General features: G+C 73.3%; 11 protein-coding genes and 1 pseudogene. 9 read left to right on the top strand and 3 right to left on the bottom strand.

Features of this window, described 5'->3' with window-relative positions:
- Positions 1 to 120: 120 nt before the first annotated feature.
- Positions 121 to 693 carry a rhodanese-like domain-containing protein gene (locus ACWCXX_RS25415; RefSeq protein ID WP_451130968.1) on the bottom strand — a complete coding sequence of 191 codons (573 nt, stop codon included), beginning with the start codon at positions 691 to 693 and terminating at the stop codon, positions 121 to 123.
- A gap of 97 nt (positions 694 to 790) precedes the next feature.
- On the opposite strand from ACWCXX_RS25415, the gene ACWCXX_RS25410 reads away from it, so the two are divergent.
- The gene (locus ACWCXX_RS25410; RefSeq protein ID WP_451130966.1) at positions 791 to 1,069 is read left to right on the top strand and encodes a metal-sensitive transcriptional regulator; all 279 of its coding nucleotides are present in this window, start codon (positions 791 to 793) and stop codon (positions 1,067 to 1,069) included.
- Between the two features lie 27 nt (positions 1,070 to 1,096).
- Here ACWCXX_RS25410 and ACWCXX_RS25405 read toward each other — a convergent pair whose 3' ends face one another.
- Complete coding sequence (locus ACWCXX_RS25405; RefSeq protein ID WP_451130964.1) at positions 1,097 to 1,858, bottom strand: sulfite exporter TauE/SafE family protein; 762 nt, start codon at positions 1,856 to 1,858, stop codon at positions 1,097 to 1,099.
- Between the two features lie 187 nt (positions 1,859 to 2,045).
- A complete protein-coding gene (locus tag ACWCXX_RS25400) occupies positions 2,046 to 3,425 on the bottom strand; it encodes a rhodanese-like domain-containing protein (RefSeq protein ID WP_451130962.1) in 1,380 nt (459 codons plus the stop codon).
- A gap of 164 nt (positions 3,426 to 3,589) precedes the next feature.
- On the opposite strand from ACWCXX_RS25400, the pseudogene ACWCXX_RS25395 reads away from it, so the two are divergent.
- The 8 genes and pseudogenes from ACWCXX_RS25395 to ACWCXX_RS25360 all read left to right on the top strand — a co-directional run bounded on the left by ACWCXX_RS25395 (position 3,590) and on the right by ACWCXX_RS25360 (position 14,275).
- Positions 3,590 to 4,320: pseudogene (locus tag ACWCXX_RS25395) on the top strand (PIG-L deacetylase family protein).
- Positions 4,321 to 4,514: 194 nt separating this feature from the next.
- Complete coding sequence (locus ACWCXX_RS25390) at positions 4,515 to 7,199, top strand: beta-N-acetylglucosaminidase domain-containing protein (protein ID WP_451130957.1); 2,685 nt, start codon at positions 4,515 to 4,517, stop codon at positions 7,197 to 7,199.
- Positions 7,200 to 7,377: 178 nt separating this feature from the next.
- Positions 7,378 to 8,346 (top strand): NADPH:quinone oxidoreductase family protein, encoded by a 969-nt coding sequence (locus ACWCXX_RS25385; RefSeq protein WP_451130955.1) that lies wholly within the window; start codon positions 7,378 to 7,380, stop codon positions 8,344 to 8,346.
- Positions 8,343 to 9,530 (top strand): acyl-CoA dehydrogenase family protein, encoded by a 1,188-nt coding sequence (locus tag ACWCXX_RS25380; protein ID WP_451130953.1) that lies wholly within the window; start codon positions 8,343 to 8,345, stop codon positions 9,528 to 9,530. Before ACWCXX_RS25385 ends, ACWCXX_RS25380 begins: the two co-directional genes overlap by 4 nt.
- Positions 9,527 to 10,660 carry an acyl-CoA dehydrogenase family protein gene (locus tag ACWCXX_RS25375; protein ID WP_451130951.1) on the top strand — a complete coding sequence of 378 codons (1,134 nt, stop codon included), beginning with the start codon at positions 9,527 to 9,529 and terminating at the stop codon, positions 10,658 to 10,660. Before ACWCXX_RS25380 ends, ACWCXX_RS25375 begins: the two co-directional genes overlap by 4 nt.
- 171 nt (positions 10,661 to 10,831) lie before the next feature.
- Complete coding sequence (locus ACWCXX_RS25370) at positions 10,832 to 12,436, top strand: ABC transporter substrate-binding protein (protein WP_451130949.1); 1,605 nt, start codon at positions 10,832 to 10,834, stop codon at positions 12,434 to 12,436.
- 23 nt (positions 12,437 to 12,459) lie between these two features.
- Complete coding sequence (locus ACWCXX_RS25365) at positions 12,460 to 13,425, top strand: ABC transporter permease (protein ID WP_451130976.1); 966 nt, start codon at positions 12,460 to 12,462, stop codon at positions 13,423 to 13,425.
- Positions 13,418 to 14,275: an ABC transporter permease gene (locus tag ACWCXX_RS25360; RefSeq protein WP_451130947.1), complete on the top strand. Its 858-nt coding sequence runs from the start codon at positions 13,418 to 13,420 to the stop codon at positions 14,273 to 14,275. The genes ACWCXX_RS25365 and ACWCXX_RS25360 overlap by 8 nt, the downstream gene beginning before the upstream one ends.
- Positions 14,276 to 14,295 lie beyond the last annotated feature (20 nt).

Genomic DNA, 14,295 nt, shown 5'->3' with positions numbered 1-14,295 from the left:
GCGGGGGGTCGCCGCCGCGCGCCCCGGGGTCGTTGCGCGGGCCGGGCAGAGCGTCGTGGTGGGCCCGCGCCCCCTGCGCCGCCCCCCCCCCACCCCACCGTTTCGGTGCGGCGCCGGGGCTCAGCGCTGGAGGGCGGCCAGCGTCGCGTCCAGACCGGCGCTCGTGCGCGGCGCGCGGTTGTACGGCAGCCGCGACAGGACCGCCGCCATGCCGCAGGTGTTGCTCACGGCGGAGAACACCAGGCCGGAGCCGACGCCGGCGGAGATCCACCGCGCGGCCGGGAACCGTACTCCGGCGAGGAGCCCGGCCACCACGAGCGAACCGGCGGCGAGCCGCACCTGCCGCTCCATCGGCCAGGTCGCGCGGGCGCCGGAGGGGCGGTCGAGCGCGCGGCCCTCGCCCTCCCAGGCGGAGGTGCCGCCGGACAGGGTCAGGGCGTCGACGTCGGCCGCGGCGAGGATGTCGCAGGCCCGGGTGGACCGGACGCCGGAGGCGCACACCATGAGCAGCGAGCCGCGGGCCGCGGCGGCCTTCAGTGCGGGCACGGCCTCCGGGAGGCGGTCCAGCGGGATGTTCAGGGCGCCGGGGACGTGGCCGGAGGCGTACTCGCCCGGAGCCCGCACGTCGATGACGGTGAACTCCGCGAGGCGGGCCGCGGCCTGGGCGGGGGAGAGGGAAGCGGGGCTGGTCACGAGCAGTGTTTCCTTTCGTCCACCGGGGCTCGGGAGGGACGCGGTCCTTCCTTCCCCGGTCGGGCTAGAATACCCCTTGGGGTATCAGGAGGATGATGTGGAACTTGACATGGCGGCCGACGAACTGAAGTCGGTCCTCAACCGCCTTCGCCGCGCGCAGGGCCAGCTCGCCGGGATCATCAGGATGATCGAGGAGGGCAGGGACTGCGAGGACGTGATCACGCAGATGGCGGCCGTGTCCCGGGCACTCGACCGGGCCGGTTTCGCGATCATCGCGACGGGTCTGCAGCACTGCATGGCCGACGGCGGTCACGGTCCCGAGGACCGCGAGCAGATGCGGGCCAGGCTGGAGAAGCTCTTTCTCTCGCTGGCCTGAGCCGGGCTGCGGCCGGGGGACCGCAGGTCAGGCCACGGCGTCGATGAGCATGAACACGGCCACGGCCAGCAGTACCGCGCCGAAGATCCGTTGCAGGGCGGCCGTGGAGACTTTCGCGGCGAGCCGCTGCCCGTCCCAGGCGCCGAGCACCGCCGCCGCCGTGAACGGGGCGATCGTCGCCCAGTGCAGCGCGGTGGGCGTGGCGAGACGGGTGGCCAGCGCGGCCAGGGAGTTCACCGTGATGACCAGCAGGCTGGTACCGACCGCCGAGGCCATCGGGACGGCGACCACGGTGACCAGCGCGGGTACCACGAGGAACCCGCCGCCCACGCCGAGGAACCCGGTCACCGTGCCGAGCCCGGCGCCTGTCCCCGCGACCCGCCCGGTGGGCGCGGGAACCGCACCCTCCCCGGCCTGCGCCGCCGGTCCGGTCCGCGGACGGAGCATCCGCGTCGCGGCGACCACCGCGAGCACGGCGAACCCCGCGGTCAGCACTCCGGACGGAATCCGTACCGACAGCGCCCCGGCGATGGCGGCAGGCACGATCCCGGCCGCCGCGAAGAGCCCTCCGGTACGCCAGCGGACCCGGCCCTCCCGGGCGTGGGCGACCAGCCCGGTGAGGGACGTCACGACGACGATGAGGAGTCCGGCGGTGGTGGCCTCGGCCGGGGTGAAACCGAGCAGATAGATCAGCGCGGGAACGGCGAGCACGCTTCCGCCGCCGCCCAGCCCGCCGAGCGCCAGGCCCACCACCGCCCCGGCGACCAGGGCCACGATCAGCGCGGTCATGAGGCGGCGCCCGATACCCCGCGCCGGTCGTGCACGGACGGGCCCCCGCCGGGGCGGGAGCCGACGGCGCCGACGGCTGTCCGGGAGGGCCGCCGGGCGGTGCGGCCGGGGCTCCGGCGGAAGAAGGGTGTGGGGAAAGACATGGGGATCGCTCCTGGGAGGGTGGTGCCGGGACGTCGCGCGGTCGTCACGCCGGGGAGGGCGCGGGGTCGGTGATGCGCAGGCCGGCCCGTGCCGCCGCGTCGAAGCCGTCGTCGACGGCCACCACCTCGCGCCCTGCCGCGTCCAGCATCGACGCGGCGATCGCCGCCCGCGCCCCGCCCGCGCAGTGCGCCCACACGACGCCCGGCGGCACCTCGCCCAGTCGCCGGGGCAGCTCGTGCAGGGGAATGTGGACCGCCCCCGTGATCGCGCCCCTGCGGTGCTCGGAGTTCCTGCGCACGTCGAGCACCACCGGGTCCTCGCCCCGCTGCCGGGCCGCGGCCAGGCCCGCGAAGTCGGACCTGCGCAAGGACCGCAGCTCCGCCGCCGTACCCACCCAGTCCTCGGGTCCGCCGGTGGCCGCCGCGACCGGGCGGTCCACGCCGACCCGGGACAGCTCCCGCTGCGCGTGGGCGATGTCGCCGGCGGTGCCCGCCAGCAGGGTGACGGGCCTGCCCCACGGGATCAGCCAGGCCAGATACGTCGCGAGCGGGCCGTCGCCCTCGAAGTTGAACGATCCTGCGACGTGCCCCTCGGCGAACGCCACCCGGCTGCGCAGATCCACCACCCACTCGCCCGCGGCCAGCCGCCGGGAGATCTCCTCGGCATCGGCCCGGCCGGGCGGGGTCAGATCCAGCGGAGCCGGTCCCGCGGCATTGGCCGGGCCCATGTGCGCGTAGTGCGCCGGAATGTCGTCCAGTCCGGCGAGCAGGTCCGCGACAAAGGTGTCCACGTCCTTGACCAGCGCGTCGTTGTGCCTGCGCTCGTTGCCGATCGTGGTGGCCGGCCCTTCCGCCTGCGAGGACGAACAGAAACTGCCGAAGCCGTGCGTGGGCAGCACCGGCACGCCGTCCGCGAGCTCGTCGGCGAGCCGGCGCACGGAGGCGTGCTGGGCGCGGGCCGGCTCGGTGGTGAGTCGGGGCTCCACCAGGTCGGGCCGGCCCACACTGCCGATCAGCAGCGAGCCGCCGGTGAAGGCGGCCACGGCGCGGCCCTCCTCCTCCAGCACGTAGGACGTGTGGTGCGGGGTGTGCCCGGGGGTGGCGAGCGCGCGCAGCGCGAGAGCGTCGTCGACCGGGGTGACGTCACCGTCCGAGACCGGGACCCGGGCGAAGGAGACCTGCGCGGCGGCGGGCACCAGGTAGTGCGCCCCGGTCACCCGCGCCAGCTCCGGACCGCCCGTCACGTAGTCGTTGTGCAGATGTGTCTCCACCACCAGGGCGATCCGCACGTCGCGCCGGGCGGCGGCGACGATCACCCGGTCGATGTCGCGCGGCGGGTCCACGACCACGGCGGCCCGCCGCCCGCCCGCCAGGTAGCTGCGGTTGCCGAGGCTCGTTGTCTCGATGGTGTCGACGAAGAACACGACACGGCTCCTTCCGTGATGATTTACCCCGGGGGGTATCTCCTGCATCAGATTAACACCAATACCCCTGGGGGTATTTCTGTTCTCGGGTGAGACGTGCGCTACGGCGGAGGGCGTCGGTGGAACGCGGGGCGGGGCCGGTCGCGGGCGGCCGGCCTGCCGCCATGACGGAGCAGCTCGCGCCCATGCCCGCGGACTGGCGGCGCGCCCTCGCCGTGGTCGCGCACCCCGACGACCTGGAGTACGGCTGCGCGGCGGCGATCGCGGGGTGGGCCGGCGAGGGGCGTGAGATCTCCTGCCTTCTCGCCACTCGCGGCGAGGCCGGCATCGACACGCTGGAGCCCGCGCGGTGCGCGCCGCTGCGCGAGCGGGAGCAGCGGCGCGCACCGCGGTCGTGGGCGTCTCCACCGTGGGGTTCCTGGACCATCGCGACGGTGTGATCGAGTGCGGCCTCCCGCTGCGCCGCGACATCGCCGCGGCCATCCGCAGACACCGCCCCGAACCGGTCGTCACGCTCAACCACCGGGACACCTGGGGTGAGAACGTCTGGAACACCCCCGACCACCGGGCGGTCGGCCGCGCCGCCCTGGACGCCGCGGCCGACGCGGGCAATCGCTGGATCTTCCCGGAGCCGGCGGAGGCGGGGCTCCGGCCGTGGAACGGGGTGCGGCGGGTCGCGGTCGCGGATTCGAGCGCGCCCACCCACGCCGTCGACGCGACGGCCGGGCTGGAGCGCTCGGTGGAGTCGCTGCTGGCGCACCGTACGTACATCGAGGGGCTGACCGACGAGGACCCCGAGGCGTACTGTCGTGCCTTCCTGGCCGGCCGCGCACGGGCCGAGGGGGAGCGCTCCGGTGGTCGTCCGGCTGTCGCGTTCGAGCTCTTCACCCGCTGAGCCCACTCCGGGCTGCTCGGTTTCCGAACTGTCCGTGTGCGGTGTCACGCATGCGCGAGTGTCATTTCTGAAGGGAAAACCGCAGGTCAGAGTGTTGATGTTGTCCAGACCATTGACATGCAAGCGTCATGATGTTGAATTCGGTGTCGTTCTGCTGCGCGACTTCGGTGACTTGAGTGATCAATGGAGGACCTGTGACGCCTCGCCCACCCCGTCTCACCGCGCTCGGTACGGCGGCGACCCTGCTCGTCGGCGGTCTGCTGACCGCCGTGCCGCCCGCCCAGGCAGCCGACAGCCCCCGCGCCCTCGCCCCGGCGAAGGCCGCGGACGCCCGGCCGGCCCCCGCCGTCACACCGACCCCGCGATCCGTGGAGCGCCGGGCCGACCGGGTCGCGATCAGTCCGACCGTCACCCTGGTGACGGGCGCGACCTCCGACGCGTCCGCCGTCGAGGTCGTGGAGAGCGCACTGCGCCGGGCCGGTGCCCAGCGCGTCGTACACGCCGACGGGCCCGCCCGGAGCGGTCTCACCGTTCACGTCGGCGCCCCGGCGGCACTCGCCGCGCAACGGATCGACGGCCCGTCCGCGCTGCCCGCCGACGGCTATGTGCTCGGCATCGGCGCCGGCCGCATCGTCCTCGCGGGCAAGGACACCAGGGGCACCTACTACGCCGCCCAGACACTGCGTCAGATCCTGCCGGACGAGAAGCGTCCGGGGGCCAAGGTCGCCGGAATCGCGGTGCGCGACTGGCCCGGCACCGCGCTGCGCGGAGTCATCGAGGGCTTCTACGGCACCCCGTGGTCGCACGAGGCCCGGCTCGACCAGCTCGACTACTACGGCGAGCACAAGATGAACATCTACGTGTACTCGCCGAAGGACGACGCGTACCTCCGCGCGAAGTGGCGCGACGCCTACCCGGCCGACCGGCTGGCCCGGATCGAGGAGCTCGTGGACCGGGCCGCCCGGCGGCATGTGGAGTTCACGTACGCCCTCTCGCCCGGCCTCTCCGTCTGCTACAGCTCGGACGCCGACGCCAAGGCGCTGATCGACAAGTTCCGGACCGTCTGGGACATCGGCGTCCGCACCTTCGCCGTACCGCTCGACGACATCAGCTACACCGACTGGAACTGCGCCGAGGACAAGGCGAAGTGGGGCACCGGCGGCGGTGCGGCGGGCGCGGCGCAGGCGCATCTGCTCAACCGGGTCAACAAGGAGTTCATCGCCACCCACCCAGGGGCCCAGCCGCTCCAGATGGTCCCGACCGAGTACTACAACGTCTCCGCCTCGCCGTACAAGAAGGCGCTGTCCGAGCAGCTCGACCCCGATGTCCTGGTCGAGTGGACGGGCGTCGGTGTCGTCGCGCCGACCATGACCGTCGCACAGGCGCAGTCCGCCCGCACGGTCTTCGGCCACCCGATCCTGACCTGGGACAACTACCCGGTCAACGACTACGCGACGAACCGGCTGCTGCTCGGCCCGTTCAGCGGGCGCGAGAAGGGCCTGCCCGGCAGGCTGGCCGGGATCACGGCGAACCCGATGATCCAGCCGTACGCCTCGAAGATCGCGCTGTACACCGTCGCCGACTACGCGTGGAACGACGCCGCGTACGACCCGCGTGCCTCCTGGGGCAGGGGGATCGAGGAGTACGCGGGCGGCGACCCGCGCACCCGGAAGGCGCTGCGGGCCTTCGCCGACGTGAACTACAGCTCGGCCCTCAACGGGGAGCAGGCACCCGAACTGGCGGCGGAGTTCGCCCGCTACCGGCAGTCCGGTGACGCCGCCCGGCTCGACCTCGTGCTCGGCGCGCTCGCCTCGGCCCCCGAGCGGCTGCGCGCCGGCCTCCCGGACCGCGGCTTCGTCGCCGACGCCGGACCCTGGCTGGACGCCACCGCGGCCTGGGCCACCGCCGCCCGCACCGCCCTGCGCATGGTCGAGGCGGCCCGCGCCGGAAAGGGGGCGCAGGCCTGGGAACTGCGGCAGCAACTGCCCGCACAGGTCGCCGGAGCGAGGTCCTTCACCTACACCGGGCTCGACGGGCGCAAGGTGCCGGTCCTCGTCGGCGACGGCGTCCTGGACCGGTTCGTCGACGAGGCGAACGCCGAGCACGACCGCATCCTCGGCGTGAGCGGCAGGCCCTCGGCCTCGACAAACCTGGGCACGTACCAGAGCAACACCGTCGACCGGATGCTGGACGGCGACGACTCCACCTACTTCTGGAGCGACGGGGCGCCCGCCGCGGGCGACCGGGTCACCGTGGACCTCGGCCGGGTCCGGGACATCGGCTCCGTCACCCTCGCGATGGCCAAGCCCGGCAGCACCGCCGACTACCTCCACCAGGGAGTGCTGGAGTACTCGGCCGACGGGCGGGACTGGCAACAGCTCACCGCCTTCTTCGGGACGCCGGACGTCACCGCGACCGCGCCCACCGGAACGAAGGCGCGCTACGTGCGGGCACGGGCGACCGCAGGCCAGGAGAACTGGCTCGTCGTACGGGAGTTCGGCGTCCCGGTGGACGACGGCGCGGTGACCGGCGGGCCGCCCGCCGAGGCGGGATCCTCGCCGCGGGCGGCGTTCGACGGGGACCCGGGCACCGTCTACCGGGCGGCCCGTGCCCCCGAGGCCGGGGAGACGCTGGAGCTGGGGCTCCCCGCCGCCCGTGCCGTGCCCTCCGTCACCGTCCTGCAGCCGACCGGATCGCAGGCCCGCGCCGACATCCAGCTGCGGGGGGCCGACGGAACGTGGCGGACCGTCGGCACGCTCGACGGCCCGTACACCCGGGTGGACACGGCGGGCCGCACCGCCGAGGGGGTGCGGCTCGTATGGCACACCGGATCGGCGGCGCCACGGATCGCCGAGGTCGTGGTGGCCGGCCAGGACTGAGCCCCGCACCCGGAACCGTCCCGCGCCCGGCCCGCCCGAAACTCCTTCGGGCGGGCCGGGCGCACCCGTGTCCGGGGCCGGCCGGAAGTGCACTCGGAGGGGTGTTCCCACAGAGGCAAGCGACCGCTTAGTATGCGCCGGAGCAGTGGTAATGCCGACAGTGTTGTGGAGGCCCCTCATGCAGGCATGGAGAGTGCACCGGAACGGCGAGCCGAGCGAGGTGATGCGACTGGAGGAGACGGACCGGCCCACGCCCGGCGACGGCCAGGTGCTCATCGAGGTGCTCGCGGCGAACACCAACTTCCCCGACGCGCTGCTCTGCCGCGGCCAGTACCAGGTGCGCCCGCCGCTGCCCTTCACCCCCGGTGTGGAGGTCTGCGGCAGGGCGCCGGACGGGCGCCGGGTGCTCGCCACCCCCGCGCTGCCGAACGGCGGGTTCGCCGAGTACGTCGTCGCGGACGAGGCGGCCCTGCTGCCCGCGCCCGAGACCCTGGACGACGCCGAGGCCGCCGCTCTGCACATCGGCTACCAGACCGGCTGGTTCGGCCTGCACCGCAGGGCGAACCTCCGGGCGGGCGAGACCCTCCTCGTCCACGCGGCGGCCGGCGGCGTCGGCAGCGCGGCCGTCCAGCTCGGCAAGGCCGCGGGCGCCACCGTCATCGGTGTCGTCGGCGGCCCCGAGAAGGCGAAGACCGCAGCGGACCTCGGCTGCGACCTGGTCGTCGACCGGCACACCCAGGACATCGTCGCCGCAGTCAAGGAGGCCACCGGCGGACGCGGCGCCGACGTGGTGTACGACCCGGTCGGCGGCGACGCGTACGCCAAGTCCGTCAAGTGCATCGCCTTCGAGGGCCGGGTGGTGGTCGTCGGCTTCGCGAGCGGCACCGTTCCCGCCCCGGCGCTGAACCATGCCCTGGTCAAGAACTACTCGGTCCTCGGCCTCCACTGGGGCCTGTACAACACCAAGGACCCGGCCGCGGTTCGCGCCTGCCACGACGAGCTGACCCGGCTCGCCGCACAGGGCGCCGTCAAGCCGCTGATCAGCGAGCGGGTCAGTCTGGCCGGGGCCGCCGCGGCCGTCCAGCGCGTCGCCGACGGCACCAGCACCGGCCGGATCGTCGTCCTCCCGGCGGGAGCCGCCCGATGACCGCCACCGACGCGGCCGGACTCCGCCGCCGCACCCAGGACCTGCTCGCCGCGCACCCGCCGGCCACCACCGACCGCGCCGACTTCCTCCAGGCCCGCTTCGACGCCGGACTCGCCTGGGTGCACTACCCGGTGGGCCTCGGCGGCCTCGACGCGCCCCGCTCCCTGCAGTGCGTGGTGGACGCCGAACTCGCCGCCGCGGACGCCCCCGACAACAACCCGCGCCGGATCGGCATCGGCCTCGGCATGGCCGCCCCCACCGTCCTCGGCTACGGCACCGAGGAGCAGAAGCAGCGCTTCCTGCGCCCGCTGTGGACCGGCGAGGAGGTCTGGTGCCAGCTCTTCAGCGAGCCGGGCGCGGGCTCCGACCTCGCGGCACTCGCCACCCGCGCCGTGCGCGACGGCGAGGACTGGGTGGTCGACGGGCAGAAGGTCTGGACGTCCGGCGCCCACGCGGCCCGCTGGGCGATCCTCATCGCCCGTACCGATCCGGACCTGCCCAAGCACCGCGGCATCAGCTACTTCATCTGCGACATGACCGACCCCGGCGTCGAGGTCAGACCGCTGCGCCAGATCACCGGCGAGGCCGAGTTCAACGAGGTCTTCCTGACCGGCGTGCGCATCCCGGACAGCAGGCGTCTCGGCCCCGTCGGAGAGGGCTGGAAGGTCGCGCAGACCACGCTGATGAACGAGCGGGTCTCCATCGGCGGCGGCTCCGTCCCGCGCGAGGGAGGCATGATCGGCACGGTCGCCCGCACCTGGCGCGAACGCCCCGAACTGCGCACCCACGACCTCCACCAGCGTCTGCTGACCCTCTGGGTCGAGGCCGAGGTGGCCAGGCTCACCGGCCTCCGGCTGCGTCAGCAGCTCGTCGCCGGACAGCCCGGCCCCGAGGGCTCCGGCATGAAGCTCGCCTTCGCCCGGCTCAACCAGGAGATCAGCGGACTGGAGGTCGAACTCCTCGGCGACGAAGGGCTGCTGTACGGCGACTGGACCATGTGCCGGCCGGAACTGGTCGACTTCACCGGACGTGACGCCGGCTACCGCTACCTCCGCTCCAAGGGCAACTCCATCGAGGGGGGCACCAGCGAGGTGCTGCTCAACATCGTCGCCGAGCGCGTTCTCGGCCTGCCCGCCGAGCCGCGCAACGACAAGGACGTCCCCTGGAAGGACCTGGCCCGATGACCGCGACACCGACCGAAGAGCCCCAGGCACCCGACCTGCTGTACTCGGAGACGGAGGACGACCTGCGGGCGGCGGTGCGCGCCCTGCTCGCCGACCGGTGCGACGCGCCGACGCTGCTCGCCCGCAGCGAGTCCGGCGCACCGTACGATCCACGGCTCTGGAAGGGGCTTGCCGCCGACATCGGCATCGCCGGGCTGCTGGTGCCGGAGCGGCTGGGAGGCCAGGGCGCGACCCACCGCGAGGCCGCGGTGGTCCTGGAGGAACTCGGCCGCAGCGTCGCCCCCGTGCCGTATCTGACCAGCGCGGTCGTGGCCACCGAGACGCTCCTCGCACTGGACGCGCAGGACGGACCCGCCGCCGCGCTCCTGGGCGATCTCGCCGCGGGCCACAGGGTCGCGGTGCTCGCCGTGCCGTTCTCCGCCGCGCGGCCCGGTGCCGCGCGACCGGTCGGCGTGGTGGGCGATGCGCTGGAGGGCACGGTGAGCGGCGTCGCCGACGCGCCCGCCGCCGATGTGCTGCTGGTGCCCACGACCGACGGCCTGTACGCGGTGGAGACCGGCGCCGGGGGAGTGGCGATCGAGCCGCTCGTACCGCTCGATCTCACCCGCCCGCTCGCCACCGTGACCTTCGCCTCGGCGTCCGGAACCCGCCTGGCCGACGGCGCGTCCGCGGTGCGGGCCGTGGGCCGGGGGCTGCTGGCGGGCGCCGGGTTGCTCGCCTCCGAACAGCTCGGACTCGCCGAGTGGTGCCTGACCGAAACCGTCCGGCACACCCGCGAACGGCACCAGTTCAACCGGCCCGTCGGCTCGTTCCAGGCCCTCAAGCACCGCATGGCGCAGCTCTGGCTGGAGATCGTGTCGGCCCGCGCCGCCGCGCGGAACGCCGCGGACGCCCTCGCGACCGCGAGCCCCGACGCGCCTTTGGCGGTGGCCGTCGCGCAGGCGTACTGCTCGAAGGTCGCCGTGCACGCCGCGGAGGAGTGCGTCCAGCTGCACGGCGGCATCGGCATGACCTGGGAGCACCCGGCGCACCTGTACCTCAAGCGCGCCAAGGCCGACTCGATCGCGTACGGCACCGCCGGACAGCACCACGGGACCGTCGCCGAACTCATGGAGCTTCCCGCGCCGTAACGGGCGGAGAGGAACGTCCTGCGGAAACAGGGGACTTGGGGCGGAGGTACGTGAAGACGCGCCTCCGCCCCTCCGTTCTCCCGTCCGGCGAGGTACCGGGCACCCCTTTGTCTGCTGTTTAATTGCGATCTGTTCGCAATAACATGTGATCTTCAACAAGGGGTGCAGAGTATGACGGCCCGATCGATACGGGGAGCGGGCGCCGCGGCGGTGGCGACCGTGCTGCTGTCGACCGCGACGGCCTGTTCGCAACCGGGAGGCCCGGACGGCGGCGGCTCCGGATCGGGTGCGCGGGACTCGGCGGTGGTCGGCATCGCCTACGAGCCCGAGAGCCTCAGCCCGCTGCTCGGCTACGGCAAGGACGGCAATTCCAAGATCTTCGACGGGCTGCTCGCGCTCGACGACGGCATGAAGCTGCGACCCGCCCTCGCTACCGCCCTGCCCGAGGTGAGCGACGACGGGCTGACGTACACGTACCGGCTCCGCAAGGGCGTGAAGTTCAGCGACGGCAAGCCGTTCGGCGCGAAGGACGTGGTCTTCACCTACCGGACCATCCTCGACGAGAAGACCAACAACGCGTCCCGCACCGAACTCGACGCGGTGAAGAGCGTCGAGGCGGCCGGTGAGGACACCGTCGTCTTCACACTCGAATACCCCTACGCGCCCTTCGCCCAGCGCACCGTCCTGCCCATCGCCCCCGAACACGTCGCGGGCAGGCAGGACGTCGACACCGGTGCCTTCACCACCCACCCCATCGGCACCGGACCGTATCTGCTCACCAAGTGGTCCAAGGGCGAGAAGATCACTTTTGAAGCCAACCCCGGCTACTGGGGCGGCGCGCCGAAGGTGAAGAAGTTCACCATGGCGATCATCAAGGACGACGACGTACGCGCCACCCGGCTGCGCTCCGGCGAACTCGACGGCGCGATCCTGCCGCCCAACCTGGCCAGGGGCTTCGACCGTGACAGCGGCACCCGGACGTACGCCGCCACGACGTACGACTACCGCACCGTGACCCTGCCCACCCACAACAGGGTCACGGGCGACATCGCCGTCCGGCGCGCCCTCGATGTCGCCGTCGACCGGAAGGCCATGGTCGACTCCCTCCTCAACGGCGAGGGCAGGCCCGCCTACGGTCCCGTCCCCACCGACAGCGAATGGTTCACCAAGGGCACCGAACGCCCCCACGACCTCGCCGCCGCGAAGAAGATCCTCGACGACGCCGGATGGAAGCCCGGCAAGGACGGCATCCGCACCAGGGACGGCGTACGCGCCGCCTTCCCGCTCTGGTACCTCACCGGTGACAAGCTGCGCCAGGACCACGCGCTCGCCTACGCCTCCGACGCCAGGAAGGCCGGCATCGACATCACCACCGAGGCCGGGACCTGGGAGGTCATCGAGCCCCGGATGAAGCAGGACGCGGTCCTCGCGGGGGGCGGATCGCCCGCCGACCCCGACTTCGACCAGTACACGCTGCTGAAGTCCTCGCTCGCGGGCGACGGCTTCAACAACATGGCCCGGTACGACAACAAGACCGTGGACCGGGCCCTCGAATCGGGCCGCAGGAGCGGTGACGGCGCCGAACGCAAGGCCGCCTACGACACCGTCCAGCGCGAACTGGTGAAGAACCCCGGCTACACCTTCCTCACCCACATCGACCACCTCTACGTCGTGAAGGACCGCTTCGGCCCCCTCACCACCCAGGTCGAACCGCACGACCACGGACTGGCATCCGGCCCGTGGTGGAACGTCGAGGACTGGACGCCGAAGAAGTGAACCACCGCCTCCCCTGGGGGCCGATGGGCAGGATGGCGGGACGGCGGGCCCTGCTCGCCGTCCCCGTCCTGGCCGCCGTGACGTTCGGCGTCTTCGCCGTCGCCGCCGCCTCCCCCTTCGACCCGGTCAAGGCGTACGCGGGTACCGCCGGCCTCACCGCGTCGCAGGAGAACCTCGACCAGTTGCGGGCCAACCTCGGCGTCGACCAGCCGCTCGTCAGCCGCTGGTGGAACTGGCTGACCTCCGCGCTCGGCGGCGACCTCGGCGACTCCGCCGTGCTGCGCCAGCCGGTCGCCGACGTCATCGGCGAACGCCTGGGCTGGTCCGTACTGCTCGCCACGGCCGCCTTCGCCGTCGCCGTGGTCCTCGGCACGGGCCTCGGCGTGCTGGCCGCCCGCAGGCCCGGCCGCCTGCTCGACCGGTGCGTCAGCGCCGCCGCGTACACCCTCGAAGCCGCCCCGGCCTTCTGGCTCGGACTGCTCGCCATCTGGTTCTTCTCCGTGGAACTCGGCGTGCTCCCGGCCGGCGGCCTCACCGACGCGGCCAGCGACACCGTCACCCCCGGGCAGGTCGCCACCCATCTGGTGCTCCCCGCGGCCGTGCTCGGGATCTCCCAGCTGCCGTGGTTCTTCCTCTACGTGCGCCAGGGCGTCGCGGACGCGCTCGGCGAGGACCCGGTGCGCGGCGCCCGCGCCCGCGGGCTGCGCGAACGCACCGTACTGCTCGGCCACGCACTGCGCTCCGGAATGCTGCCGATGCTCACCCTCATCGGCTCCCGCGTCCCCGAACTCATCACCGGTGCCCTGCTCGTCGAGACGGTCTTCAGCTGGCCCGGCATCGCCGCCGCCACCGTGCAGGCCGCCACCTCCGTCGACTTCCCGCTGCTCGCCGCGCTCACGGTGCTCGCCACCGCGGCCGTCGTGCTCGGCAACCTCCTCTCCGACCTGCTGTACGCGATCGCCGACCCGAGGGTGGGCTTCGATGGCTGACACCACCCCCGGCCCCGCCCGCCGGACCACCCGCCGCATCCGGGTGGCCGCCTCCGCCGGGATCGTCGGCGCGGTCCTGCTCGCGGTCCTCCTGGTGCCGCCGCTGGTCCAGCTCGACCAACAGGCCGTCGACCTCGCCGCCAGGCTCCGGCCACCGTCCTGGGAGTACCCCTTCGGCACCGACGACGTCGGGCGCGACCTGCTGCTGCGCTGCGTCTACGGGCTCCGGGTCTCGCTGCTCGTCGGTGTCGTCGCGGGGCTCACCGCGACCGTCATCGGGACCGCGGTCGGCGCACTGGCCGCGGCGTTCGGCGGCTGGACCGACCGCCTCGTCATGCGGCTCGTGGACACCTTCTCGTCCGTGCCGCATCTGCTGCTGGGCATCTTCGTCGTCGCGATGTTCCGGCCCGGCATCGGCCCGGTGATCGTGTCCGTCGCCCTCACCCACTGGATCTCGACCGCCAGGATCGTCCGCGCCGAGGTGCTGTCGCTGCGCTCCCGCCCGTTCGTCGACGCGGCGATCTCCGGCGGCGCCTCGCGCGGCCGGGTCGTCGTCCGGCACCTGCTGCCCGCCGTGCTCCCGCAGGCCGGCCTCGCCGCGGTGCTCATGGTGCCGCACGCCATGTGGCACGAGTCGGCGCTCTCCTTCCTGGGGCTCGGACTGCCCACCCACCAGGCGAGCCTGGGCAATCTCGTGCAGACGGCCCGCGGTTCGCTGCTCGCGGGGGACTGGTGGCCGACGCTCTTCCCCGGCCTGTTCCTGATCGTCCCGACCCTCGCGCTGGCGGGCCTCGCCGGAGCCTGGCGGGAACGGATCGACCCGCGCCGCCGATCGGAGCTGATGCTGTGACGACCACCCCCGGCCCGAAG

The organism is Streptomyces sp. NPDC001732 (genome assembly GCF_053596315.1).
The sequence above is the reverse complement of the archived record's forward strand: the minus strand, read 5'-3'. Positions and strand labels throughout refer to the sequence as shown.